The 24,440-nt window shown below is 68.1% G+C and carries 24 protein-coding genes; 8 read left to right on the top strand and 16 right to left on the bottom strand.

Annotated elements, in window-relative coordinates; genetic code table 11:
* Position 1: 1 nt before the first annotated feature.
* Both ACWGE0_RS32155 and nucS read right to left on the bottom strand, forming a co-directional pair.
* Complete coding sequence (locus tag ACWGE0_RS32155; protein ID WP_452264668.1) at positions 2–1,693, bottom strand: sodium:solute symporter family protein; 1,692 nt, start codon at positions 1,691–1,693, stop codon at positions 2–4.
* A gap of 288 nt (positions 1,694–1,981) precedes the next feature.
* Positions 1,982–2,641, bottom strand: coding sequence for an endonuclease NucS (gene nucS / locus ACWGE0_RS32150; protein WP_452264667.1), 660 nt, complete (start codon positions 2,639–2,641; stop codon positions 1,982–1,984).
* Between the two features lie 54 nt (positions 2,642–2,695).
* On the opposite strand from nucS, the gene ACWGE0_RS32145 reads away from it, so the two are divergent.
* Complete coding sequence (locus ACWGE0_RS32145) at positions 2,696–3,232, top strand: NUDIX hydrolase (RefSeq protein WP_319965971.1); 537 nt, start codon at positions 2,696–2,698, stop codon at positions 3,230–3,232.
* 12 nt (positions 3,233–3,244) lie between these two features.
* Here ACWGE0_RS32145 and ACWGE0_RS32140 read toward each other — a convergent pair whose 3' ends face one another.
* Complete coding sequence (locus ACWGE0_RS32140) at positions 3,245–4,171, bottom strand: GlxA family transcriptional regulator (protein WP_452264666.1); 927 nt, start codon at positions 4,169–4,171, stop codon at positions 3,245–3,247.
* A gap of 108 nt (positions 4,172–4,279) precedes the next feature.
* Here ACWGE0_RS32140 and ACWGE0_RS32135 point away from each other — a divergent pair, with 108 nt between their 5' ends.
* Both ACWGE0_RS32135 and ACWGE0_RS32130 read left to right on the top strand, forming a co-directional pair.
* Complete coding sequence (locus ACWGE0_RS32135; RefSeq protein ID WP_452264665.1) at positions 4,280–4,861, top strand: DJ-1/PfpI family protein; 582 nt, start codon at positions 4,280–4,282, stop codon at positions 4,859–4,861.
* Positions 4,858–5,265, top strand: a complete 408-nt coding sequence (locus ACWGE0_RS32130; RefSeq protein WP_452264664.1) for a hypothetical protein — start codon at positions 4,858–4,860, stop codon at positions 5,263–5,265. Before ACWGE0_RS32135 ends, ACWGE0_RS32130 begins: the two co-directional genes overlap by 4 nt.
* A gap of 4 nt (positions 5,266–5,269) precedes the next feature.
* Here the strand turns inward: ACWGE0_RS32130 and ACWGE0_RS32125 are convergent, their stop codons facing one another.
* Positions 5,270–5,971 carry an SDR family oxidoreductase gene (locus tag ACWGE0_RS32125; RefSeq protein WP_452264663.1) on the bottom strand — a complete coding sequence of 234 codons (702 nt, stop codon included), beginning with the start codon at positions 5,969–5,971 and terminating at the stop codon, positions 5,270–5,272.
* Positions 5,972–6,073: 102 nt separating this feature from the next.
* On the opposite strand from ACWGE0_RS32125, the gene ACWGE0_RS32120 reads away from it, so the two are divergent.
* Positions 6,074–6,928 (top strand): helix-turn-helix transcriptional regulator, encoded by an 855-nt coding sequence (locus ACWGE0_RS32120; RefSeq protein WP_452264662.1) that lies wholly within the window; start codon positions 6,074–6,076, stop codon positions 6,926–6,928.
* Here ACWGE0_RS32120 and ACWGE0_RS32115 read toward each other — a convergent pair.
* Complete coding sequence (locus ACWGE0_RS32115) at positions 6,843–7,601, bottom strand: enoyl-CoA hydratase-related protein (protein WP_452264661.1); 759 nt, start codon at positions 7,599–7,601, stop codon at positions 6,843–6,845. The two genes, ACWGE0_RS32120 and ACWGE0_RS32115, sit on opposite strands and share 86 nt — an antisense overlap.
* Before the next feature lie 21 nt (positions 7,602–7,622).
* Positions 7,623–9,614 (bottom strand): protein meaA, encoded by a 1,992-nt coding sequence (locus ACWGE0_RS32110; RefSeq protein ID WP_452264660.1) that lies wholly within the window; start codon positions 9,612–9,614, stop codon positions 7,623–7,625.
* 106 nt (positions 9,615–9,720) lie between these two features.
* Between ACWGE0_RS32110 and ACWGE0_RS32105 the strand changes: the two genes are divergently transcribed.
* Positions 9,721–10,008 carry a hypothetical protein gene (locus tag ACWGE0_RS32105; protein ID WP_452264659.1) on the top strand — a complete coding sequence of 96 codons (288 nt, stop codon included), beginning with the start codon at positions 9,721–9,723 and terminating at the stop codon, positions 10,006–10,008.
* Here ACWGE0_RS32105 and murA read toward each other — a convergent pair.
* On the bottom strand, positions 9,998–11,266 hold the full coding sequence (gene murA / locus ACWGE0_RS32100; RefSeq protein WP_452264658.1) for a UDP-N-acetylglucosamine 1-carboxyvinyltransferase: 1,269 nt from the start codon (positions 11,264–11,266) through the stop codon (positions 9,998–10,000). The genes ACWGE0_RS32105 and murA overlap by 11 nt on opposite strands.
* 35 nt (positions 11,267–11,301) lie before the next feature.
* On the opposite strand from murA, the gene ACWGE0_RS32095 reads away from it, so the two are divergent.
* Positions 11,302–11,874: a cob(I)yrinic acid a,c-diamide adenosyltransferase gene (locus ACWGE0_RS32095; protein WP_452264657.1), complete on the top strand. Its 573-nt coding sequence runs from the start codon at positions 11,302–11,304 to the stop codon at positions 11,872–11,874.
* A 288-nt stretch (positions 11,875–12,162) separates the two neighbouring features.
* On the opposite strand, the gene ACWGE0_RS32090 is transcribed toward ACWGE0_RS32095, so the two are convergent.
* The gene (locus ACWGE0_RS32090; RefSeq protein ID WP_452264656.1) at positions 12,163–12,594 is read right to left on the bottom strand and encodes a DUF2550 domain-containing protein; all 432 of its coding nucleotides are present in this window, start codon (positions 12,592–12,594) and stop codon (positions 12,163–12,165) included.
* Positions 12,595–12,616: 22 nt separating this feature from the next.
* Positions 12,617–12,982 (bottom strand): F0F1 ATP synthase subunit epsilon, encoded by a 366-nt coding sequence (locus tag ACWGE0_RS32085; RefSeq protein WP_204763922.1) that lies wholly within the window; start codon positions 12,980–12,982, stop codon positions 12,617–12,619.
* 106 nt (positions 12,983–13,088) lie between these two features.
* Between ACWGE0_RS32085 and ACWGE0_RS32080 the strand changes: the two genes are divergently transcribed.
* The gene (locus ACWGE0_RS32080; RefSeq protein ID WP_452264655.1) at positions 13,089–13,577 is read left to right on the top strand and encodes a SigE family RNA polymerase sigma factor; all 489 of its coding nucleotides are present in this window, start codon (positions 13,089–13,091) and stop codon (positions 13,575–13,577) included.
* Entirely contained in the window at positions 13,568–14,788 is a 1,221-nt protein-coding gene (locus tag ACWGE0_RS32075; RefSeq protein ID WP_452264654.1) for a hypothetical protein, read from the top strand. Before ACWGE0_RS32080 ends, ACWGE0_RS32075 begins: the two co-directional genes overlap by 10 nt.
* Here ACWGE0_RS32075 and ACWGE0_RS32070 read toward each other — a convergent pair.
* From ACWGE0_RS32070 to ACWGE0_RS32040, 7 genes are all read right to left on the bottom strand, one after another.
* Positions 14,785–16,515 carry an ABC transporter ATP-binding protein gene (locus ACWGE0_RS32070; RefSeq protein ID WP_452264653.1) on the bottom strand — a complete coding sequence of 577 codons (1,731 nt, stop codon included), beginning with the start codon at positions 16,513–16,515 and terminating at the stop codon, positions 14,785–14,787. The genes ACWGE0_RS32075 and ACWGE0_RS32070 overlap by 4 nt on opposite strands.
* Positions 16,512–18,023 (bottom strand): ABC transporter transmembrane domain-containing protein, encoded by a 1,512-nt coding sequence (locus ACWGE0_RS32065; protein WP_452264652.1) that lies wholly within the window; start codon positions 18,021–18,023, stop codon positions 16,512–16,514. The genes ACWGE0_RS32070 and ACWGE0_RS32065 overlap by 4 nt, the downstream gene beginning before the upstream one ends.
* A 15-nt stretch (positions 18,024–18,038) precedes the next feature.
* Positions 18,039–19,205, bottom strand: coding sequence for an MFS transporter (locus ACWGE0_RS32060; RefSeq protein ID WP_452264651.1), 1,167 nt, complete (start codon positions 19,203–19,205; stop codon positions 18,039–18,041).
* Between the two features lie 359 nt (positions 19,206–19,564).
* Positions 19,565–21,001 (bottom strand): F0F1 ATP synthase subunit beta, encoded by a 1,437-nt coding sequence (gene atpD / locus ACWGE0_RS32055; RefSeq protein WP_452264650.1) that lies wholly within the window; start codon positions 20,999–21,001, stop codon positions 19,565–19,567.
* Complete coding sequence (locus ACWGE0_RS32050) at positions 20,994–21,908, bottom strand: F0F1 ATP synthase subunit gamma (protein WP_452264649.1); 915 nt, start codon at positions 21,906–21,908, stop codon at positions 20,994–20,996. The genes atpD and ACWGE0_RS32050 overlap by 8 nt, the downstream gene beginning before the upstream one ends.
* Positions 21,909–21,916: 8 nt before the next feature.
* Positions 21,917–23,563 (bottom strand): F0F1 ATP synthase subunit alpha, encoded by a 1,647-nt coding sequence (gene atpA / locus ACWGE0_RS32045; RefSeq protein WP_452264648.1) that lies wholly within the window; start codon positions 23,561–23,563, stop codon positions 21,917–21,919.
* Positions 23,564–23,610: 47 nt separating this feature from the next.
* Positions 23,611–24,438, bottom strand: a complete 828-nt coding sequence (locus ACWGE0_RS32040) for a F0F1 ATP synthase subunit delta (protein ID WP_452264647.1) — start codon at positions 24,436–24,438, stop codon at positions 23,611–23,613.
* Between the last annotated feature and the right edge of the window lie 2 nt (positions 24,439–24,440).

Genomic DNA, 24,440 nt, shown 5'->3' with positions numbered 1-24,440 from the left:
CTCAGCCGAACAAGAAGTAGAGAACGGTCGTCAGCGCCAGCACTCCGCCGCCGAGCAGGGCGGGCGAGCGGTACCAGCCCGCGTCCTCGCCGGTGGTGGAGTGCGACCTGTCCTTCTTGGGCGTCAGGCTGTAGACCAGCCCGACCAGCTCGCTGTCCGGCTTCGGCCGCGTGACCAGGCTGACCGCGACGCTCACGACGACGTCGACCACGAACGCGAGACCCGCGCCGAGGAAGCTCGCACCCTGACCCGGCAGCTCCAGCAGCTTGATGCCGAACGACGGCTCCGAGATCGCGTAGATGAACATCGCGGTGAACGTGCCCGCGAGCAGACCCACCCAACCGGCGGTGGGCGTCATCCGCTTCCAGAACATGCCGACGATGAACGTCGCGAACAGCGGTGCGTTGAAGAACGAGAACAGGGCCTGGATGTAGTCCATGATGTTGGACCCGCCGAGCGCCGCCGCGATGAACGCCGTGCCGATCGCGAGCACACACGCACCCACGGTCGCGAGACGGCCGATGCGCAGGTAGTACTCGTCCGGCCGGTCCTTCTTGATGTAGTCCTGCCACAGGTCGTACGTGAAGACGGTGTTGAACGAGCTGACGTTCGCCGCGACACCGGCCATGAAGCTCGCCAGCAGACCCGTGATCGCGATGCCGAGGATGCCGTTGGGCAACAGATCGCGCATCAACAGCGGCAGCACGTCGTTGTAGGCCACGCCACCGCTCGTGTCGCCGGCCTTGAGCTGCGCCATCTCCGGCACGATCACCGCGGCGATGATGCCCGGGATGATGATGATCGCCGGGATGAGCGCCTTCGGGTACGCGCCGATGATCGGCGTGCGCTTGGCCGCGGACATCGACTTGGCGCTCATCGCGCGCTGCACCTCGGCGAAGTTCGTCGTCCAGTACCCGAACGACAACACGAAGCCAAGACCGAACACCAATCCGATGACACTCCACACCGGGTTGTTGATGCCGGTGAGTTCTGTCGCGGGCCACGCGGACAGCTGCTCGGGGTCGCTGATCTTCTCGACGATGCCCTGCCAGCCACCGACCTTGATCAGGCCGACGATCGTCAGCGGCGCCAGCGCGGCCACGATGACGAAGAACTGCAGCACCTCGTTGTAGATGGCGGCGGACAGGCCGCCGAGCGTCGTGTACGCCAGCACCACCAGTGCCGCGACCACGATCGACACCGGCAACGGCCACCCGAGCAGCGCGTCGATGATCACCGCGAGCGCGAACAGGTTGATGCCCGCGATCAGGATCTGCGCGACGGCGAAGCTGATGGCGTTGACCAGGTGAGCGGGTTTGCCGAACCGGCGGCGCATGAACTCGGGAACGCTGCGCACTTTCGAGCCGTAGTAGAACGGCATCATCACCAGACCGAGGAACACCATCGCGGGGATGGCGCCGATCCAGTAGTAGTGCACGGTCGCCATGCCGTACTGCGCGCCGTTGGCCGTCATGCCCATCAGCTCGAGCGCACCGAGGTTCGCCGAGATGAACGCGAGTCCGGTGACCCACGCCGGCAACGACCGCCCGGACAGCAGGAAGTCGAGGCTGGTGGAGACGGATCGTCGCGCCATCACGCCGATGCCGAGCACCACCACGAAGTAGATGACGAGCAACGCGTAGTCGATCGGTCCCGCGTCCAGCCGCAGGTCCGCCTCGGCCAACACCGACACCGCCCACCTCCAAGACTTTCAACAAAGTCGAACATCATCGACCAGGAGAGGACAGTACTCCAGGTGCGCGAGTTCTTACCCCGTGTGGATGATCACCAAACCACGACCTGATCTAGGGCGCTCACTGAAGTCCGGACGTGCGAAAACCGGGGTGCGGACGGAGGTTCGTTCACCGAGACTCGCGGCATGACCGGGTTCGACTCGCGCGCCGCAGCGCACGAAACATCAGGCCCGGATCACTCGCTCACAGCGGCGATCCAGGCCATCGGCATGTTCGGCAGCGGTTGATCAGAACAGGCGGAACTCGTCCGGCTCGATCCCGCGCAACGCGTCGTAGTCCAGCACCACGCACCGGATCCCGCGGTCCTCGGCCAGTACCCGCGCCTGCGGCTTGATCTGCTGCGCCGCGAACACGCCCCGCACCGGTGCCAGCAGCGGGTCGCGGTTGAGCAGCTCCAGGTATCGGGTCAGCTGCTCGACGCCGTCGATCTCGCCGCGGCGCTTGATCTCCACGGCGACCGACTTGCCGGAGGAGTCGCGGCACATCAGGTCGACCGGGCCGATCGGGGTCGGGAACTCGCGGCGCACCAGGGACCAGCCGTCGCCGAGGGTGGTGACGTGCTCGGCGAGCAGCTTCTGCAGGTCGGCTTCCACGCCGTCCTTCTGCAGGCCGGGCTCCGGGCCGAGCTCGTGCTTGGAGTCGTGCATGACCTCTTCGAGGGTGATGATCAGCTTCTCCCCCGCCTTGTTCTGCACGGTCCAGATGTCCGGGTCCTCGATCAGCCAGCAGGGCGGGCTCATCCAGTTCAGCGGCTTGTAGGCGCGGTCGTCGGAGTGGATCGACACCGAGCCGTCGGCCTTGATCAGCAGCAGGCGCTGAGCCATGGGCAGATGGGCGGTGAGTCGGCCTACGTAGTCGACCTGGCAGCGAGCGATGACGAGACGCACCGCGACAGGCTACGGGGTGTGTCCAGAATCGGGACGTTAGGTACGGTCCGTGCCGTGGAAAGCCTCGGCACCCGTCAGGTGTACGCAAACCCGTGGATGACCGTTCGCGAAGACCCGATCCGCCGCGCGGACGGTACTGACGGCATCTACGGCGTGGTGGACAAGCCCGACTACGCACTGGTCATCCCGCTCGACGGCGAGCGCATTCGCCTCGTCGAGCAGTTCCGCTACCCGCTCGGGCTGCGCCGCTGGGAGTTCCCCCAGGGCACCGCGCCCGACCGCGCCGACTCCGATCCGCTGGAGCTGGCCGGCCGCGAGCTCCGCGAGGAGACGGGGTTGCGCGCCGGCAAGATGATCGAGCTCGGACTGCTCGACGTCGCGCCGGGCATGACGTCGCAACGCGGCCGCGTGTTCCTCGCCACCCAGCTCACCGAAGGGTTCCACGAGCGGGAGCTGGAGGAGCAGGACATGCGCTCGGCGTGGTTCCCGCGCGCGGAGTTCGAGGCGATGATCGCGAAGGGCGAGATCACCGACGCCCAGTCGATCGCCGCCTACACGCTTCTGCTGCTGCACGAGCACTCCCAGCCTTAAATTCTGGCGGCCCTAGTTCTGGCAACCCTGAAACGCCGACCGGTAGGCGTTGGGTGAGGTCCCGGCGATCCGCTTGAACCTGTCGCGGAACGCCGTGGCCGAACCGAACCCGACCCTGCTCGCGATCAGCTCCACCGAGTCCTTGGTCGTCTCCAAAAGGTGCTGCGCCTGGCGCACCCGCGCCCGGTGCAGCCACTGCAACGGCGTCGTCCCGGTCTGCTCGCGGAACCGCCGGTTCAACGTCCGCGTGCTCATCCCCGCCTGCCGCGCCAGGTCCTCCAACGTGAGATCGCGCGCGGCGTTGGCCTCCATCCACCGCAGCACCGGTTCGAGCTCCGCACCCTGAGGCGCCACCGGCGGCGTCACGATGAACTGCGCCTGCCCGCCTTCTCGCTCCAACGGCATCACGGCCAACCGCGCCGCATCGGCCGCCACCGCCGACCCGTGATCGCGCCGGATCATGTGCAGGCACAGGTCAAGGCCCGCCGCGGCGCCCGCGGACGTGAGGAACTGCCCGTTGTCGACGTAAAGCACGTCCGGGTCGACCTCGACCGCAGGGAACCTCGCGGCCAGTTCCTCCGCCGCCAGCCAGTGCGTGGTGACCCGGAGCCCGTCCAGCAACCCGGTGGCCGCGAACACGAAGGCGCCCGAGCAGATCGACGCGATTCGCGTGCCCCTCGCCGCGGCCTGCCGCAGCGCCCCGATCACCTGCTTCGGGATGACCAGGTCCGGATCGTGGCCGGGCAGCACAATTGTGTCCACTTCGGACAACAACTCCAAGCCGTGCGGCACTTTCAGTTCGAACAGCTCGGCCTTGACCGTCCTCTTCGGACCGCAGACCCGGACCCGGTACCGCCCGGTCCAGTTGAACCCGTCGACCGCCACGGCGAAGTCGAACGGGACCACGCTGTCCATCGCTACTACGGCAACCTCGTGCACGTCAACCACCATAGCTGGCGAGAATCCGTTGGAACATGGCATTCCAGCCAGTTCTGCGAGCACCGGAACCCTTCTACCGTCGTGATCACCGACGAAGGAGTCAGCGCAGTGAAAGCTCAAGTGGTGTTGTTCGACGGCTTCGACCCGTTGGACGTGATCGGCCCCTACGAAACGCTGGCCGCGGGCGGCATCCGGGCCGAACTGGTGACGGTCGAGGGAGCCCGCGAGGTCCCCGCGGGCCTGAACCTGTTGTCCCTCACCGCGACCGGCCGGCTGACCGCGAAAGAAGCAGACCTGGTCATCATCCCCGGAGCGGCGGCGCTCGACGACACCACGACGCTGGCCCTGCTCAACGCGGCTGCCGCCACCGTCGGCCCCGCGGTGAAGGACGCCACCGCGCTCATCGCGACCGTGTGCGGCGGATCGCTGGTGCTGGCCATGGCCGGCCTGATCAAGGGCCGCAACGCCACCACCAACCACCTCGGCCTGCACGCGCTGGAATCCATGGGCGTCAACGCCGTCCGCGCCCGCGTCGTCGACGACGGCGACCTGGTCACCGCCGCCGGTGTCACCTCGGGTGTCGATCTGGGCCTCTACCTGGTCGAACGCGAGATCGGCGCCCAGCAGGCACTCGAAGTGGAAACCCTCTTCTCGCACGAGCGCCGCGGCACCGTCTGGAGGGCGGCGTGAGCAAGCTGTTCCTCTCGCTGCACGTCCTGGCCGCGATCATCGCGATCGGCCCGGTGACGGTCGCCGCCAGCATGTTCCCGAAAGCGGTCCGGGACAACGGCAACCCCGAACTGCTGCACCGGATCTGCCGCGTCTACGCCCTGATCGGCATCTCGGTGCCGGTCTTCGGGTTCGCGACGGCCGGCGTGATGGGCGTGACCGGCCACCCGTGGGTGATCGTGTCGATCGCGCTCACCACCGCCGCCGCGTTCGTGCTGGCTCTCAAAATCCTGCCAGGCCAAGAGAAGGCCATCAAAACCAAGGACATCAAGCACCTCGCCATGTACACCGGTGTCTTCAACCTGTTGTGGGCGACGGTGACGGTGTTGATGATCCTCCGGCCCGGCTCGACCACCGGCGCCTGAGCGCTTAGCGCTGGGACACCGGCCGCACCACGATCTCGTTCACGTCGACCTCCGCCGGCTGCGAGATCGCGTAGGCGATGGCGTCACCGATGGCGGACGCCGGCAGCGCGAGCTTGCGGAAGTCCTCCATCAACGAGGCCGCGAAGTCCTCGGTGATGGTGTCCGCCAGCTCGGACTCCGTGACACCGGGCGAGATCACGGTGACGCGCAGGTCGTCGCGCTCCTGGCGCAGCCCCTCGGACAGCGCCCACACCGCGTACTTGGTCGCGCAGTACACGGCGGCGGTCGGCATCACCATGTGCGCACCGATCGAGGCGACGTTCACGACGTGCCCGCCGCCCGTGAAACGCGGCAGCACGGCGGCGATGCCGTTCAGCACGCCCTTGATGTTCACGTCCACCATGCGGTCCCACTCGTCGACCTTCAGCGAGTCCATGAGGGACAACGGCATCACGCCCGCGTTGTTCACGAGCACGTCGACCCGGCCGTACCGCTCCACGGCCGCGTCCACAAAGGACTGGAACGACTCGCGGGAGGTCACGTCCAACGGCGCGTAGGCGCCACCGATCTCGTCGGCCAGCGCCGCCAGCCGGTCCTCCCGCCGTGCCCCCAGGAACACCTGGTGCCCGGCCTTGGCCAGGACGCGGGCCGTCGCCTCGCCGATGCCGCTGGAAGCTCCGCTGATCACCACAACTTTTTCGCTCATGGCACCAACGATCGGCCCGCGACACGGCCCCTACCAGGACACCTTCTCCCTAGGTGTGGCACACCCAGGCAGAAAACCAAGCCGCGTAATAACCTCGGAACCGTGCTAGGCGAGTTCCTGAAAGCCCACCGCGCCCGCGTCAACCCCCAGGACGCGGGCCTGCCGAGCCACACCCAGCGCAAGGTCAAGGGCCTGCGCAGGGAAGAGGTCGCGGTGCTGGCCGGCGTGAGCGCGGACTACTACGCCCGCCTCGAACAGGGCCGTGAGACCAACCCGTCGGCGCAGGTCCTCGACGCCCTGAGCCGCGCGCTCCAGCTCGACACCGACGCGCGGGCGCACCTGCACCGCCTCGCCGGAGTCGTCGCGGACGAAGGTCATTCGACCGACAAGGTCAGCCCGGAACTGATGCGGCTCATCGGCGGCATGCACGACATGCCCGCGTTCGTGATGAACTCGCTGCTCGACATCCTCGCGGTGAACCCGCTGGCCGAGGCTCTCTACGAGCCGTTCACGCCCGCCGACAACGCCGCCAGGATGACGTTCCTCGACCCCGCCGCCGCGAGTTTCTACCCGCGCTGGAACTGGGTCGCGCAGAGCACCGTCGGACACCTGCGCCAGACCGCCGACCCGAAGTCACCGCGCCTGCGGCAGATGGTGGAGGCGCTCAGCGAGAGCTCGACGTTCCGCGAGCTCTGGGACCAGCACGAGGTGCGCGGGAAGACCCAGGACGCCAAGGAGTTCGTGCACCCGGCCGTCGGCGCGCTGAAGCTGAACTACCACTCGTTCGACGTCCGCGAGGCGCCCGGCCAGTTCCTGGTGATCTACCAGGCGGAGCCCGGCCCGAACGCGGACGCGCTGAAGCTCCTCGCGACTAGTCGGGCCACACGGGCTGCCGCTTCTCCAGGAACGACGCCCGTCCCTCTTTGGCTGACGGGGACTGCGAGGTCTCGGCCATGACGGACAGCGCGATCTCGTACCCGTCGATCTCCGGCCGGTCCAGCTGCGCGTAGATCGTGCGCTTGCCGATGGCCTTCGACGCGCGGCTGCCCCGCGTGGCCCGCGCCAGCAGCTCGTCCGTCGCCGCGTCCAGCTCGCCGACCGGCACCGCGCGGTTGATCAGGCCCCACTCCACCGCCGTCGCCGCGTCGATCACGTCACCGGTGAGGACCAGCTCCATCAAACGCTTGCGCCCGATCGACCGCGCCACCGGCACGGCAGGCGTGTGGCAGAACCACCCGGCTTTGCCGCCTGGCAACGAGAACCCGGCCGTGTCCGCCGCGACCGCCAGGTCACACGACGCCACCAGCTGACACCCGGCCGCCGTCGCCAGCCCCTGCACTCGCGCGATGACCACCTGCGGCGCGGACTGGATGGTCTTCATCAGCACCGTGCACAGCTCCAGCAGCAGCCGCACACCTTCCTCGTCACGGGCGTGCACGTCCGCGAAGTCGTGCCCAGCCGAGAAGACGGGGCCTTCCGCGGCCAGCACAATGCCCGCCGCATCTGACGTGCGCACCTCGCGGAACGCGTCCAGCAGTTCGCTCAAGTGCTCGGCGGACAGCGCGTTGCGCTTCGCCGCACGGTTCATCGTGATCCGGACTACCGAACCCTCACGCGCAACGTCGACCATCTCAGTGACCCTAAGGCCCTGCTACAGCGAATGCACCTCACGGATCACGGTGACGATCTCGTCCATGATCTGGGTCAGCTCGTAGTCCTTCGGCGTGAACACCCGCGCCACACCCCGATCGCGCAGCTTCGCGGCGTCGTCCGGCGGGATGATGCCGCCGACGATCACCGGGATGTCCCCGGCGCCGGCCGCGCGCAGTCCGTCGACCACTGCGGGCACGACCTCGAGGTGCGAACCGGACAGGATCGACAGGCCGACGACGTGCACGTCCTCCTGCACGGCCGCGGACACGATCTGCGACGGCGTGAGGCGAATGCCCTGGTAGACGACCTCGAAACCGACGTCGCGCGCTCGCACGGCCACCTGTTCGGCACCGTTGGAGTGCCCGTCGAGGCCCGGCTTGCCGACCAGCATGCGCAGCCGTTCGCCGATCTCCTCACCGGTCGTGCGCACCCGGTCGCGCACGCGGGCGATCTCCGAACCGGCCTCGCCCGACGCCGAAGCGCCGGAAACGCCCGTGGGCGCGCGGTATTCGCCGAACGTCTCACGCAACGCCTGCGACCACTCACCGGTCGTCACACCGGCGCGCGCACACGCCAGCGTCACCTCAACCAGGTTCTGATCGGTCTTCGCGGCCTCACGCAACGCGTCCAATGAAGCGGCAACAGCAGCGTTGTCGCGGTTGGCGCGCCACTGCTGGATCGCCTCGACGGCGTGCATCTCGACGATCGGGTCGATGGTCTCGATCGCGTTCGCGCCCTCGGCCTGCAACGGCGACGGCTCGGTGGTGTCGAACTTGTTGACGCCCACCACGACGTCCTCGCCCGCCTCGACGCGGCGGCGGCGGTCTGCCAGTGACGACACCAGGTTCGACTTCATGTAGCCGGACTCGACGGCTGCGACGGCACCACCCATCGCCTGCACCCGGTCGATCTCCTCACGCGCACCGGCGAGGATCTCGTTGACCTTGGCCTCGATCACCGGTGAGCCGTCGAAGATGTCGTCGTACTCGAGCAGATCGGTCTCGTAAGCCAGGACCTGCTGCATGCGCAACGCCCACTGCTGGTCCCACGGACGCGGCAGACCAAGAGCCTCGTTCCACGCCGGCAACTGGATCGCACGCGCACGGGCGTTGCGGGACAACGACACCGCGAGCATCTCCAGCACGATGCGCTGGACGTTGTTCTCGGGCTGTGCTTCCGTGAGCCCCAGCGAGTTGACCTGCACGCCGTAGCGGAACCGGCGGTGCTTCGGGTTCTCGACGCCGTAGCGCTCCAGCGTGATCTCGTCCCACAGCTGGGCGAACGCACGCATCTTGCACATTTCCTCGATGAACCGCACACCGGCGTTCACGAAGAAGGAGATGCGGGCGACTACCTCACCGAACTTCTCCTGCGGCACCTGACCCGAGTCGCGCACCGAGTCGAGAACCGCGATCGCCGTGCACATCGCGTACGCGACCTCCTGCGCCGGCGTCGCGCCGACCTCCTGGAGGTGGTAGCTGCAGATGTTGATCGGGTTCCACTTCGGCACGTTCGACACGGTCCACGCGACCATGTCGGTGATCAGCCGCAGCGACGGTCCCGGCGGGAACACGTAGGTGCCGCGGGACAGGTACTCCTTGATGATGTCGTTCTGCGTCGTGCCGGCGAGCGTCGACGGGTCCGCGCCCTGCTCCTCGGCCACGGTGACGTACATGGCGAGCAGCCACATGGCCGTCGCGTTGATCGTCATCGACGTGTTGGCAGTGCTCAGCGGGATCTGGTCGAAGAGCTGCCGCATGTCGCCGATGTGGCTGACCGGCACACCGACCTTGCCGACCTCGCCCTTCGCGAGCTCGTCGTCGGGGTCGTAGCCGGTCTGCGTCGGCAAGTCGAACGCCACTGACAACCCGGTCTGCCCCTTCGACAGGTTCCGGCGGTAAAGGGCGTTGGAGGCGGTAGCCGAGGAGTGACCCGCGTACGTGCGCATCACCCAGGGACGGTCGCGTTCGCGGTCAGCTGGGTACGGCACAGCAGCAACCTCCCACATCGTCGTTCCCCGGAGCGTACTGGCCGGTAACCATTGCCGCGCGTGCGATTGCTCACTGAATCGTGACCACAAAGAGCATTATGAAGAGGTGACGGGCTTCTACCAGACAGCTGTCGTGTTCGGAGTGCTCGGCCTGCTCGCACTGACGTTGAGGTACTTCGCGGGCAACGACAGGCGGCCCGTGCCGGATCTGGACGGCACGGACTTCGGGTTGTTGAGCGAGGTGGCCGTCGTGCCCACGGAAGAGGCCGCGAACGTCCTGGTGCAGAAGTTGAAAGCGAACGGGGTGCGGGCCACGCGGTCGCGGAACGCGCCTTACCGGGTGATGGTGTTCCCGGCGGACGTCGCGAACGCGCGGCTGGTGCTCAAGAGCTGACGCGCTCCACGTCGGCGCCCAGCTTGCGGAGGTTTTCCACGAACCCAGGGTAACCGCGCTCGATGTGGAAGATCTCGTAGACCTCGGTGGCCCCGTCCGCGCACAGTCCGGCGAGAACAAGCCCCGCACCAGCGCGAATGTCGCTCGCCCACACCGGTGCGCTCGACAGCTTCTCGACGCCGCGGATCACCGCGTGGTGACCGTCGGTGCGCGCGTCCGCCCCGAGCCTGATCATCTCGTCGATGAACCGGAACCGCGCCTCGAACAGGTTCTCGGTGATCATCGAGGTGCCTTCGGAGACCGCGGACAGCGCGATCGCGAACGGCTGGTTGTCGGTGGCGAAACCGGGGTACGGCAGCGTCACGAAGTCGACCGCCTTGGGCCGGCCGTCCATGACGACCCGGAAGCCCTCGTCCTCGCCGCCCTCGTAGACGGTCACCTCGGCGCCCGCCATCCGCAGCTTCTCCAGCACCAGGTCGAGGTGGTGCGGGTTCACGCCGCGCACCCGGACGTCGCCGCGCGTCATCACGGCGGCGAATCCCCAGGTGGCGCCGACGATCCGGTCACCGATCACGCGGTGCTCGGTCGGCTTGAGGCCGGGCACGCCGTGCACCGTCAGCGTGGACGTGCCCGCACCCTCGATCCGTGCGCCCATCTGGGTCAGCATCAGGCAGAGGTCGATGATCTCCGGCTCGCGCGCGGCGTTGTCGATGACCGTCGTGCCGTCGGCCAGCACGGCCGCCATCAGGATGTTCTCGGTGGCGCCCATGCTCGGGAAGTCGAGCCAGATCTGCGCGCCGTGCAGCCCCTCGGCCTCGGCGACGATGCAGCCGTGCTCGATCCACGTCTTGGCGCCGAGCTTCTCGAGCCCGCTCTGGTGCATGTCGAGCGGCCGCGAGCCGATCGCGTCACCGCCCGGCAGCGCCACGACCGCGCGCTTGCACCGGCCGACCAGCGGCCCGAGCACGCAGATGGACGCCCGGAGCTTGCCCATCGCCTCGGAATCGGCGTGGTAGCTCAGCTCCTTGGGCGTCGTGATCCTCGCCACGTCACCTTCGAGCTCGACCTCACACCCGAGGCTCCGCAACGCGTCCGCCATCAGCGGCACGTCGAGGATGTCCGGGCAGTTGGTGAGGGTTGTCGTGCCCTCGGAGAGCAGAGCCGCCGCCATCAACTTGAGGACGCTGTTCTTGGCGCCGACGACATCAACCTCGCCGACCAGACGTGCGCCACCGTGTACCCGGAAATGCTCGCTCACGCGGCAATCCTACGTACGCCCTTAAAGTGCGAGCCATGGCGGTACATCTCACCAAGATCTACACACGGGTCGGCGACGACGGCACGACCGGACTCGGCGACTTCTCCCGCGTCCCGAAGACCGATCCCCGCATCGAGGCGTACGCGGACGTCGACGAGACCAACGCGTCCCTCGGCGTGGCCCTGGCACTGGGCCAGCTCGCGGAAGACGTCCACGACGTCGTGCGCAAGGTGCAGAACGACCTGTTCGACGTCGGAGCGGACCTGTGCACGCCGATCGTGCCGGACCCGAAATACCCGCCGCTGCGCATCACCCAGGCCTACGTGGACCGCCTGGAGGGCTACTGCGACACGTTCAACGAACGCCTGGGCAAGCTCGACTCGTTCATCCTGAACGGCGGCACCCCCGGAGCGGCCCTGCTGCACCAGGCCCGCACCATCGCGCGGCGCGCGGAACGGCGGGCGTGGACGTTGATCGAGGCCGACGCGGAGCACACCAACGTGCTGACGGCCAAGTACCTGAACCGGCTCTCGGACCTGCTCTTCATCCTGGCGCGCGTGGCGAACCCGGACGGCGACGTGCTGTGGCAGCCCGGCGAGAACGCCTGACGAACGGGGCGGCGACCGCGGTGCGAGGCGCACGGTCGGCGAACGCGCGGCAAACCCCGCCCCAATCGCAATCGTCGCGCAGCGGCGATGGACTCCCACGCCTCGTCCATGCCTGCGCAACCACCTGCGCCAGGTGAGATGAGCACGGCAGGCTTCCACCCCGCTGGGACCGGCGCCGGCCCTCACAACGAGACCACACCAGCTCGGCGAGAACGCCTGACGAACGACGAAGGGCGCTTCCTCCACCTGACGTGGATGAAGCGCCCTTTTCGTTGCTCAGAAGCTTTACTAGGAAGCCCAGGGAATGGCACGGCCCGGAGGCGATGACTCCAACCAGGACAAGAATCCGGTCAGCGCGTCCGGGCCCATCGCGATCTCGACCACACCGGCAGCGGACCGGCACCGCAGCACCGTCGCGCCCACCGGCATCGCATACGTCTCCGGCCCCGTGGGCTCCCGGCGCGCGTCGATCTCGAGCCCGTCTCTGGAGATCAGCTGATCAGGACCGGACCCGAGCGAGAGCACCCGGAACCACGCGAACGAGTCGCCCCGGTAGTGCCCCACACCCAGATGCCAGCCACGGCCACGATCGTCGAACTGACTGCGCAGCGCGACGTGCACGCCACCCTCACGCAGCAGCCGGATGCGGCGCCAGGCGAAGTAGACGATGACGATCGCCACTCCAAGCAGGATCAGTCCGGCAATCTCGGTGATCCCCACGGCTTGGCCCTCGCGCCTGTTCTCAGGCCGACTGTTCCACGGCCCGCACGCGCGCTGCCGCACGTGCGCGCTCTGCGTCGTCCGCGTCCTGCAGCGCCGATCGCGCCGCGTCCACGTCGATCTCGCCCGCGAGCTCGGCGTCCTCGGCGAGAATCGATACGCCGGTGCCGGTCACGGAGAGGAAGCCACCATGCACGGCCGCGGTGACCAGGCCACCGTCCGTCGTGCGGACACGCACCACGCCACCCTCGACCAGCTGGCCGAGAACGGGCTCGTGACCGGGCAGGATGCCGATCTCGCCCTCGGTCGTCTGCGCCGAAACAGAGGTGGCCTTACCGGACCACAGGCGGCGTTCAACGGCGACCAGTTCAACGGTCATCTCGGCCACGCGTATCTCCCTCGTCGTCTGGAGTCGAACTGAGTCTAAACGGTCACCCGACAACCTTGCCGCCCCGCCCGGTGTCAGTACGTTCGACAACCGCCGGAGGGGGGACATGCAGGACTTCGAGGACTTCGTCGCGTTGCGTTCACAGGCTCTGTTGCGCACCGCGTATCTGCTCTGCGGCGGCGACAAAGGTGCCGCTGAGGACATTCTGCAGGACGTCCTCATGGGCATGTACGGCAAGTGGCGCCGAATCAAGACTTCTCCTGAAGCGTACGCGCGCAAAGCACTGGCCAACGCCGCGGCGAACCGCTGGCGGCGACGATCACGCAAACCGGAAGCGCCGTTCGAGCAAGCGGTGACGCCCACCACCACGGGCCACGAACAACAGGTCGTGGACGCGGACAGCGTGGTGCGGGCGTTGGCGCAGTTGCCTACCAAGATGCGCGCCGTTCTGGTGCTGAGATTCTTCGACGACCTCAGTGAAGCCGACACCGCCCGCACGCTCGGCTGCGGCGTCGGCACGGTGAAGAGCCAGACCTCGCGCGGCCTCGCTCGCATGCGGGAACTGATGGGTGAGCAGGTGCTGACGTGGAACTGAAGGACGCAATGGAGGCCGCGACGGCAGACCTGGACGTGCGGCCGGGATTCGTGGGGGACGTCATGACCGGGGCTCGACGACGGCACACGCGCAAGCTGCTGGCGGTGACCGCGGTGGTGGCGCTGGTCGCCGGCGTGACGACGGGGGTGGTGCTGACCGGCCCCTCCCCCGACCAACCCGCCACCGGTGACGCACGGCTGACCGCGGCGACGAGTGGAGACCTGTCGGGCGATTCCGAGTTCATCGAGCAGACGTTGACCGTGTGGAACGACGCGCGGAAGCAGGGCTGGCGCTCGTACGACAAAGTGACGGACTTCACGGCGCCGTCGAACGTCTTCTGGGCCGCGAACACGCCGAGCGGCCCGGCGGCGCTGGTCGCGCAGGCCGTGCGGATCAACGACCAACCGGAGTCGCACACGGTCGTCGGTCTGGTGGCAGGGGGCGCCCTGGTGCAGCGCGAGGTCGACTACGGCCAGGAGGCGGGGTTGTTCCGGTTCGGGCCGGACAACTCGACGTACGTCGCGCTGGGTCTGGGCAGCGAGGTGTTCTGGTCGGTGAATCCGGCGCGCGGCCCCGACCTCCGGCTGACCCGCACCTGGCAACGGGCCGAGATGGGGCCCGGCGGTGTCGCGGTGGTCACCGCCAAGCCGTCGGAACGGCCGGTGTTCGTCCGCGGCAGCAGTCCGCCGGCGGCCGGTGACTTCACGCGGGAACCGCTGCGCGGCGAGTTCGACTCGCGGCCGGAACGCGCCTTCGTGCCGCATCCCGGCCTCGGCTGGTCGGGGCAGGAGTGCGCGTCGGACGCGCCCTCCGGCGTGACGTGGCCCGGAATGAAGCCGGCGTCGCCGCAGAGCGATCTGCAGAAGGCGGCGTTGCTCGACTACCTGGTCGCTTGGGACGTGACCGGTGACTGGAGCGTCTGCGCGTGGTTGCCCGACGGCCGTTACGCCATGGTGTTCGAGGCGTTCGGCGAGGTGTACGGCGGCATCTACCGGCAGGACGGCGCGTTCAACGCCCACCTGATCGGTGGCCCGACGGTGAAGGGCTCGCCGGTGGTGCTGGCGTTGCCGGACGGCCAGGGCACGCTCGTCGCCGACTTCGAGGCCCGCATCGGCCCGCAGGAGCGCCCGCACGCGTGGCTGGCTCCCGCGGGCACGAAAGAGGTGACGGTGCGGCACGGCGACGCGACCAAGGTCGTGCAGCTGGGCTAACCGCCGTGCCAGGAACGCCAGAGCGTCGCGTAGGTGCCGTCTCTGGCGACCAGATCGTCGTGGGACCCCAACTCCACGACACGACCCGCGTCGACGACCGCGATCCGGTCAGCGTCACGCGCGGTCTGCAGCCGGTGCGCGATCGCGATCACCGTGCGTCTCTCCCGCACGGCCGCGATCGCGCGCTCGGCATGCCGGGCCGTCGCGGGGTCGAGTGACGACGTCGCCTCGTCCAGCACCAGCGTGTGCGGGTCGGCGACCTCCACCCGTGCGAGCGCGAGTTGTTGTGCCTGCGCGGGATCCAGCTCCATCCCGCCCGCGCCGAGAGCCGTGTCCAGCCCGTCCGGCAGTTCGTCGAACCACCGCGCGTCAACGGTGCGCAGCGCTTCGACGAGCCGTTCGTCCGAAGCGTCGGGGGCGGCCATCGCGAGGTTCTCCCGCAGGGTGCCGATGAACACGTGATGCTCCTGCGTCACCAGCACGATCCGTTGCTCGCCCGCCGCCGTGAGGTCCGCGACCGGCACCCCTCCCACCAGCACCGAGCCGGCGGCCGGCCGGTCGACGCCCGCGAGCAGCCTGCCGAGCGTCGACTTGCCCGCGCCGGACACGCCGACGATCGCGAGCCGTTCTCCCGGCTGCACAACGAGATCCACGCCGTGCAGGACCTCATGGCCGTCCACATAGGAATAGTGGACGCCGCGCACCTCGATGCGATCACCGTCCGGCTCGCGGACGGCCGGCGCGGGTTCGACGTTGGCACCGATTCCCTCGACCCGCGCGAACGACGCACCGCCGCGCTGCAGGAACTCGACCCAGAACAGGATGCGGTCCATCGGCTCCACGAGCCTCCACACCCACAGCGCGGCCGTGACGACGACCTCGATGTCGACGCCGTCCGCCGCGTAGAACAGGCCGCCGATGAGCAGCACCACCGCGGTCGGCACGGTGTTCATGAAGCTGGTCACCGGGAACAGCCGGTTCCTCAGCCTGAGAGTCCGCAGCCGTGCCTGGTAGGAGCGCGCGATCGTGTCATCGGCGGCCGCGACCATCCGGTCCCGCAGCCCGTACGTCTCGATCGTCCGGCTGCCCTCGCCGACCGCCGCGGAAATCTCCGCCACGTCACCGTTGGCCTCGCTCTCGGCGAGGTACGCGTCGCGCGCACGAGCGAGATACCAGCGCACTACCCACACGACGAACGGCGTTCCGACCAGCGCGGCGAGACCCAGCACCGGATCCAGCCAGAACACCGCCGCGAACACGACCACGAGGTGCACCACGCCCGTGAGCACCTCGGGCACGCTGTCCCGCAACGCCTGCCCGATCGTCCCGACATCGCTGGTCACGCGGGTGAGCAGATCGCCGGTGCTCAGCCGGTCCACCACGCGGGCCGGCAACGCCAGCGTGCGCGCCACCGCCTCCTCGCGCAGCGAGGCCAGCAGTCGTTCGCCGAGCCTGGTCGCCAGCAAAGCGCTGTACCGCACCAGCAACAGGTGCGCCACCGCCGCGCCCAGCACGCCCAGCGCGATCCAGTCCACAGTGGAGAGAGTGAGCTTCCCGCTCTCCACTCCGCCGACGATCTTGCCGAGCAGGTACGGCCCGACGAGCCCGGCCAGCGCCGTCAGCACGGTGAGCGCGAGCACCACCGCCAACGCACGTCGTTCGCCCCGCAGCAGCCGCACGGCAGCCCGCCGCACCTCGCGCCGCCCGGCGATCGGCAGCCGGTTCATCGGCCCTCCTCCAAGTGCACGACCTGATCCGCCTGTCCCGCCCACAACGGTGACGACGACACGACCACGGTGGTCCGCCCGATTCGTGCCTGTCGCACCCGTTCCGCCACCGCCGCCTCGGTCACCGCGTCGAGCGCCGACGTCGGCTCGACGAGCACCAGCACTTCTGGCTCGCTGAGCAACGCCCTGACGAGCCTGAGCCGTTGCCGCTGGCCGCCGGAAACGTTGCGCCCCTGCGACTCCAGGTGTGAGTCGAGCCCGTCCGGCAACGCCTCCACGACATCCGCCGCGACGGCCGCCCAGATCGCCTGGCCGAGTTCGGCATCGCTGTGGCAGCCCACCGACACCGCCTCGCGCACCGGCCCGGCGAACAGGTAGTCGTCGTTGTCCGCCACCACGACCTGCCCCGGCAACCGTTCCACCGCTTCCCGTGCCAGCGTCGCGTTCGCCGAAGCCACCACCGTCAACGCGCCGCTCTTCACCTCCAGCGTCGCGGCACCGGTGCCCTCGTCAGCCGGCCGCAACCGCAACAGGTCCACCACCCGCCGCGCCGACACCAACGCCCGCGGAATCGCGTCGGCGCCCTCCATGAAGAAGCTGACGGGCACGATCAACGTCGTGACGTACAGGTAGACCGCGACCATCTCCTCGATCGAGATGGCGCCGCTCACCACCATCCGCGCCACGATCCACGTGACCACCGCGAGGAACAGCGTCGGCAGCCCCCACGTGAGCGCCTGCACCCAGCTCAGCCACGCGGACACCCGATAGCCGTCCTGCAGCACCTCATGCGACTTCGCGCGAAAACGCCCTTCGAACGCCGGCTTGCCCCCGATCCCGGACAACACCCGCAACCCGGCCACGATGTCTCCGGCGCGCGAGCTCAACTCCCCCTGGCGGTGCCGATACCCGGCCTCCACCGCGTGCAGCCTGCGCAACACCGGCCCGGTGACGACCGCGAGCACCGGCACACCGAGCAACACCACGACCGCCACCAGCGGTGAGATCCGCACCAGCAACACCGCCGTGGCCGCGTAAGCGATCACCGCCCCGACACCGGGTCCAGTACTCGTGAGCGCGTGCGCGATCCGCGCGGTGTCCCCGTTCTGCAGGTACGTGATCTCCCCGGTGGACAGCTTCCGCCGCACCACACCACCAAGCCGCGTGACGTGCCTGATGACCAGCTGCGCCGTCCGCAACGAGGCGTCAGTCCGCACCAACGTCATCGTGCGGTGCCGCGCGATGAAGACGAGAGCCAACGCACCGGCCACACCGAGCAACGCCCCGCACCACCACACCAGCGCAACGCGATCACCGCCCCGCAGACCGTCCTCAATGGCCCGCGAGATCAGGTAGGGCGGCAGAATCAGCCCGCACATCCACAGCGACCCCCACCACGCCCCGGCAAGCACCCGCCAGCGCTGCATCTTGACCAGCCACCACAGGTACCGCCAGGGCGATCGGAGGTCAGGCGTCCCAGGATCGTCGTACGGAGCATGTCGGGCCACAACCCGACTGTGCCATCACCCGGAGTGCGACACGACCGTTTTAGCCCGCAGTCGCACAGCAGCCACAGCCACCGCCCCCAACGCCGCAACCACCGCAAACGCGTAGAACCCCCACGGATGCGCCAGCCCGGCTGTGAGCAACGCCCCACCGAGCAACGGCCCGCTGATAGCCCCCAACCGCCCGATGCCAGCAGCCCACCCGATCCCCGTAGCGCGGTTCTCCTCGTAAACCCGCCCGGCATAGGCGTAAACGAGCACTTGCGCACTGAACACAAAACACCCAGCCAGCAACACGGCCACGTAAATGGTCTGCCCAGGCAACTTGATGCTCAGCAACGCCAAGAACACCACAGCACCAACAAACCACCCGATCACCGCCGGCCTGATCCCCACCCGATCAGCAACCGCACCGGCGATCAACAGCCCGATCACCGCACCGATGTTGAGCGTCAGCAACAACGCCAACGCCGTCCCGAGCTCATACCCGGCACTGCGCATGATCTGCGGCAACCAGGTGTTGAGCCCGTACACGAGCAACAGCCCCATGAACGACGCAACCCAGAAGGCCACAGTGGACTTCCGCAGCCCAGGCCTGAACAGCGATCCGACCGCCTCGCGCGCCGGAGCCCTGCGCACCACCGTCTCCGGCAAGTACTTGAGCATCAACGGAATCAACACGAGCGCAGGCAACGCCCCCACCACGAACAACGCCCGCCACCCAAGATCCGGAATCAGCACGATCCCCAGCAACGCCGTGATGACAGCACCCACGTGATACCCAGTCATGATCAACGTGGTGGCCCGCCCACCAGCCTGAGGCCGCGCCTCGTTGACCAACGCGATCGCCGTGGGCAAACAACCCCCAAGCCCAAGCCCAGCAAGGAACCTGAGCACCCCGAACGTCGTGGCGTCCTGCGCCACCGCACAGGCCAACGTGAACACAGAGAACCCGGCCACCGCGTAAATCATCACCTTGCGCCGCCCGATGACGTCGGTGATGGTGCCGATGATCAGCGCCCCCAACATCATCCCGACCAGCCCAGCAGTGGACACCGCACTCGCACTGGCCGTGGTCAGCAACTTCTCCTGCAACAGCACAGGAATCACCGTGCCGAGCACGACCAGATCGAATCCGTCGAGCAGGACAGCGGCCCAGCACAGCGGCAACACCCATTTGTTCACGCGCTCTCCTCCTCGCTGAGGGATGGCCTGAGATGCCGTGAATCCTGCGGCGAGGGCCCGGTCAGCGGGGAGTGCGGTTTCCACTGAACGGAAACCTGGCTGGGATCGACAGGATGCGGCGGCGCCCTGACCACGCACGGGATCGATACACCGGCGAGCACGCCCGTGCGATGCCGCGCCGGGTGAGCCCGCGCAGTGGTACCTCGATGGGTAGCGATGCACCCCCACGCCTCGTCAATGCCCACGCAACCCCGCTGGAACGCAACCACCCGCCCGCAACGGGCCCACACACACCAGAAACGCCAAAGGGCCGCCCCTCCACAATGGAGGAACGGCCCTTCGAAACAGCCAGACCTAACTCAGTTGCCGGCCAGCTTCTTGGCGTTGGCCTCGACGTCGTCCAACCCGCCGCAGGAGAAGAACGCCTGCTCCGGGAAGTGGTCGAACTCGCCCTTGCACACGCGGTCGAACGCCTCGATCGTGTCCTTGATGGGCACGAACGACCCGGGCTGACCCGTGAACTTCTCGGCCACGATGAAGTTCTGGCCGAGGAAGCGCTCGAGACGACGCGCGCGACCGACGAGGACCTTGTCCTCCTCGGAGAGCTCGTCCATGCCGAGGATGGCGATGATGTCCTGCAGCTCCTTGTACTTCTGCAGGATTCGCTTCACCTCCTGCGCGACCCGGTAGTGCTCCTCGCCGACGATCGACGGCTCGAGGATTCGAGACGACGACGACAGCGGGTCGACGGCCGGGTAGATGCCCTTCTGGGAGATCGGACGGGAAAGCTCCGTCGTCGCGTCCAGGTGGGCGAAGGTGGTCGCCGGTGCGGGGTCGGTGTAGTCGTCCGCGGGCACGTAGATGGCCTGCAGCGAGGTGATCGACTTACCGCGCGTCGAGGTGATGCGCTCCTGGAGCTCACCCATCTCGTCGGCCAGCGTCGGCTGGTAACCCACGGCCGAAGGCATGCGGCCCAGCAGGGTCGACACCTCGGAACCGGCCTGGGTGAACCGGAAGATGTTGTCGATGAAGAGCAGCACGTCCTGGCCCTGCACGTCGCGGAAGTACTCCGCCATCGTGAGAGCGGACAGCGCGACGCGCATACGCGTGCCGGGCGGCTCGTCCATCTGACCGAAGACGAGGGCGGTGTCCGGGAGGACGCCCATCTCGTCCATTTCCAGCAGCAGGTCGGTGCCCTCACGGGTGCGCTCACCGACGCCGGCGAACACCGACGTACCGGAGAACTCGCGGGCAATACGCGTGATCATCTCCTGGATGAGCACGGTCTTGCCGACACCCGCACCGCCGAACAGACCGATCTTGCCACCCTTGACGTACGGGGTGAGCAGGTCGATGACCTTGATGCCGGTCTCGAGGATCTCGGTCTTGCCCTCGAGCTGGTCGAAGGCGGGCGCCTTGCGGTGGATGCCCCACTGCTCGCCGTCGCGGCCGAGGCCGGGCTCGTCGAGACAGTCACCGAGGGCGTTGAAGACGTGGCCCTTGACGACGTCGCCGACCGGCACCGAGATGGCGGCGCCGGTGTCGGTCACGGTGGCACCGCGGACGAGACCGTCGGTCGGCTGCATCGAGATGCAACGGACCAGGTTGTCGCCGAGGTGCTGCGCGACCTCGAGGGTCAGCGTCTTGGCGACCGCCTCGAAGGTGATCTCCGTGTGGCAAGCGTTGAACAGTTCCGGCACGGCGCCGCGCGGGAACTCCACGTCGACGACCGCACCAATCACCCGGACCACACGGCCGGTGCGGGTGGTGGTGGCAGTAGCACTCATGTCACTCATCACTTCCTGCGCCACCGGTAAGCGCGGAGGCGCCACCGACGATCTCGCTGATCTCCTGGGTGATCTGGGCCTGACGGGCCGAGTTCGCCGCCCGGCTGAGGTTCCGGACCAGCTCCGTAGCGTTGTCCGTCGCGGCCTTCATGGCCGTACGACGAGCAGCCGACTCCGAAGCCGCCGCCTCCAGCATGGCGGAGAACAGGCGAGTCTTCACGTACTTGGGCAGCATCGCACCGAGCAGCGCCTCGGCGCTGGGCTCGAAGTCGTACACCGCGCGCGGACCCTTGGGGGTCTCGCCGGTGTACTCGACCTCCATCGGTGCGATCCGCCTGGCGGTCGGCGTCTGGCTCAGCATGGACTTGAACTCGGTGTACACGACGTGGATCTCGTCCACGCCCTGCGCACCGTCCTCCGTGCCCTCCAGGAACGCCTCCACCAGTGCGTCACCAGCCTCGACGGCGTTGACGTAGTGCGGGGTCTGCGAGAACCCGCTCCACGAGGCGGTGACCTCACGACGACGGAAGTTGTAGTACCCGATCGCCTTGCGGCCGGTCACGTACAGCACCGGCTCCTTGCCCTCCGACTTGAGCAGCTGGATCAGCTGCTCGGCCGCCTTGAGGACGTTCGCGTTGTAACCACCGCACATGCCCTTGTCACTGGTCACGACCAGGACAGCGGCGCGCTTCGGATTTTCGCGTTCCGACAGCAGCGGGTGGTCGAGGTTCGCCGAGGCCTCGGCCAACGCGGAGAGCACGTTAGTGATCTCGTCCGCGTAGGGGCGCGAGGCCGCGACCCTGGTCTGCGCCTTGGCGAGGCGAGACGTGGCGATGAGCTCGTAGGCCTTCGTGATCTTCTTGGTCGAGTTGACCGTTCGGATCCGCTGGCGGAGCTCCCGAATCTGTGCGCCCATGGCTCAGATCACTTCTTGGTGGGCTCGGGCTTGTGGAGCTTCACCGATTCCTGGGCGACCTTGTCGGCGTCCATCGCCTTCTCGGGCGCCTCGTTGACGATCGTCGTGCCGTCAGAAGCGGTGAACTGCTTCTTGAACTCGGACACGGCGGCGACAACGCGCTTCTGCGAGTCCTCGGGGAACTTCTTGGTCTCGACGATGCTGCTCAGCAGGTCCGCGTGGTTGCGGCGCAGCGAGTCCTTGAAGTCCGCGACGAAGCGGCGGATGTCGCCGACGGGGACGTCGTCCAGGTGACCCTTGGTCGCGGTGAAGATCTCGACGACCTGCTCCTCGACGGGGACCGGGGAGTACTGGCCCTGCTTGAGCAGCTCGACCAGACGGGCACCGCGGTCCAGCTGGGCGCGCGACGCGGCGTCGAGGTCGGACGCGAACGCGGAGAAGGCCTCCAGCTCGCGGAACTGCGACAGGTCGAGACGCAGCGAGCCCGCGACGTCCTTCATCGCCTTGATCTGCGCGGCACCACCGACGCGGGAAACCGAGATACCCACGTTGACGGCCGGGCGGACACCGGCGTTGAACAGGTCGGACTCGAGGAAGCACTGACCGTCGGTGATCGAGATGACGTTGGTCGGGATGTACGCCGACACGTCGTTCGCCTTGGTCTCGATGATCGGCAGACCCGTCATCGAACCGCCGCCGAGGTCGTCCGACAGCTTCGCGCAACGCTCGAGGAGACGCGAGTGCAAGTAGAAGACGTCGCCGGGGTAGGCCTCGCGGCCCGGCGGGCGGCGCAGCAGCAGCGAGATGGCGCGGTACGCCTCTGCCTGCTTGGTCAGGTCGTCGAAGATGATCAGGACGTGCTTGCCCTGGTACATCCAGTGCTGGCCGATGGCGGAGCCGGTGTACGGCGCCAGCCACTTGAAGCCGGCCGAGTCAGAAGCGGGGGCGGCGACGATCGTCGTGTACTCGAGTGCGCCCGCCTCCTCCAGCGCGGTCTTGACGCCCGCGATGGTGGAGCCCTTCTGGCCGATGGCGACGTAGACGCAGCGGACCTGCTGCTTCGGGTCGCCCGACTCCCAGGCCTTCTTCTGGTTGATGATCGTGTCGATGCAGACCGCGGTCTTGCCGGTCTTGCGGTCACCGATGATCAACTGACGCTGACCGCGACCGATCGGGGTCATCGCGTCGATGGCCTTGATGCCGGTCTGCATCGGCTCGGACACCGGCTGACGCTGCAGCACGGACGCGGCCTGCAGCTCCAGGGCGCGGGTGTCGTCGGCGACGATGTCACCGAGACCGTCGATCGGCTGGCCCAGCGGGTTGACGACGCGACCGAGGAAGCCGTCGCCGACCGGCACGGACAGGACCTTGCCCGTCCGGCGGACCTCCTGGCCCTCTTCGATCTTGTCGAAGTCACCGAGGATGACCGCACCGATGTTGCGGACCTCGAGGTTCAGGGCGACGCCGAGGACGCCACCGGGGAACTCGAGCAGCTCGTTGGTCATCGTGCCCGGAAGGCCCTCGACGATGGCGATGCCGTCGTAGGTCTCGGAGACGGTACCGACCTCTTCCCGGCTGACCTCCGGGGAGTAGCTCGAGACGTACTTCTCGATCGCACTGCGGATCTCGTCCGACGAGATCGTCAGCTCCGCCATGTCGTTCCTGCTCTCACTTCTTCGTTCTTGGGAAAGGGCGTCGGGGGCTAGCTGGCGAGATTGCGGCGCAGTGCCGCCAACCGGCCGGCGATGCTTCCGTCGATGAGCTCGTCGCCGATCTTGATCTGGAGACCACCCGCGAGCGAGGCGTCCACCTCGACGTGCAGGGCGATCGGGCGCGAGTAGATCGTGGTCAGCGTCGCGGTCAAGCGGTCGACCTGCTCCGCGGTCAGTGCCACCGCGGAACGGACGTGCGCGACGGAACGCTGACGGCGCTTGGCCGCCAGGTCGGCGAGTTCACCGAGACCGTTCGCGACGCGAACACCGCGCGGGTGGCGGACCAGCTGGTCCACCAGCGTCTTGGTGACCGGGCTGACCTTCCCCTCGATGAGGGAGTCGACCAGCGCGATCTTGCCGTCGACGGCACCGGCGGGGTCGCCCAGCAAGCGCTCGAGGTCGTGCGTGCCCGCCACGATGCGGCCGAGCCGGAACAGCTCGTCCTCCACCGAGTCGAGCTGACCGTCGCGCTCGGCACGCACCAGCAGCGTGGTGCGGGCGAGCGACTCGACGCCGTCGACGAGCTCACGCGGGCTGGACCAGCGCGCGGCCACGACGGCGGCCAGCACCTGCAGCGTCGCGTCGCTCACCTTGCCCGCGAACAGGCCGCGGATGAACTGCTCGCGACCGGCGGGCTCCGACGAGGCGTCAGCGGCCGCACGGCGCAACGCGGGCTGCTCGATCAGCAGGCCCAGCACGGCGAAGAGCTCATCGCCCAGCTTGGCGAGCTCGTCCGTCGACGTGGTGGCGTCGGCGAGCTCCAGCAGCCGCAGTTCCGCGGCTGCCAGAGCTTCACGACTAGCGGCATGCAACGTCATCG

Source organism: Lentzea sp. NPDC054927, from assembly GCF_053610285.1.
This window is presented reverse-complemented; position numbering and strand designations above follow the sequence as displayed.